The sequence below is a fragment of the Microvirga arabica genome, from assembly GCF_016811235.1.
Lineage (GTDB): Bacteria > Pseudomonadota > Alphaproteobacteria > Rhizobiales > Beijerinckiaceae > Microvirga > Microvirga arabica.
Genome location: NZ_JAFBID010000240.1, coordinates 1 through 541 on the forward strand (window position 1 = coordinate 1; position 541 = coordinate 541).

Annotated in this window: 1 protein-coding gene and 1 pseudogene; both read left to right on the forward strand. The window is 58.0% G+C overall.

The window, feature by feature from the left end; translation table 11 throughout:
- Positions 1-393 (forward strand): TRAP transporter small permease (locus JQC81_RS32690; protein ID WP_203275905.1); only part of this gene is annotated, 393 nt, incomplete at its 5' end.
- Positions 393-541, forward strand: a pseudogene (locus tag JQC81_RS33725) (C4-dicarboxylate ABC transporter permease); the annotation flags it as partial. The gene JQC81_RS32690 and the pseudogene JQC81_RS33725, both read left to right, overlap by 1 nt.

Consider the following 541-nt stretch of genomic DNA (forward strand, 5'->3'; position numbering starts at 1 on the left):
GCGATGACGCGGCTTCGGCTGGACTTTGCTGTGACAATGCTCACCGAGCGGCTCTCTGCGCGTGGACAGCAGATAGCGCGGATCATCTCCACGTTGGCGGTTGTTAGTTTCGGCCTCGGTCTCGCGACGATGTGCTGGCTGTGGATGGACCCGATTGGCATCGCCTCCGCTGGGTTCGACGCGAAGGGTTATGCGGGCGAGACTTTCAACTTCCTTTATACGGAACGCACTCAAACACTCAACTGGCCAAGCTGGATCGTGTATCTGGTCCTGCCTATCTTTGCCGTCTCAATGACGCTGCACGGCCTGGCCAACACACTGGAAGACCTCGGCGTTGCTGACAGAAGCGCCTTTTCGGGGTTCCACGCCACCGTCAGCAGCGGGATCAACTGATGATCACCTCTGCCGCCTTCGTTGCCATTATGCTGGTTGGCGTGCCCATCGGCCTATGCCTTTGCCTTGCGGGTATTGTCTATATCGTTGTTTCCGGCAATCCACTGCTGTTCCAATCCTATCCGCTGCAGATGTTCGGCGGCGTCGA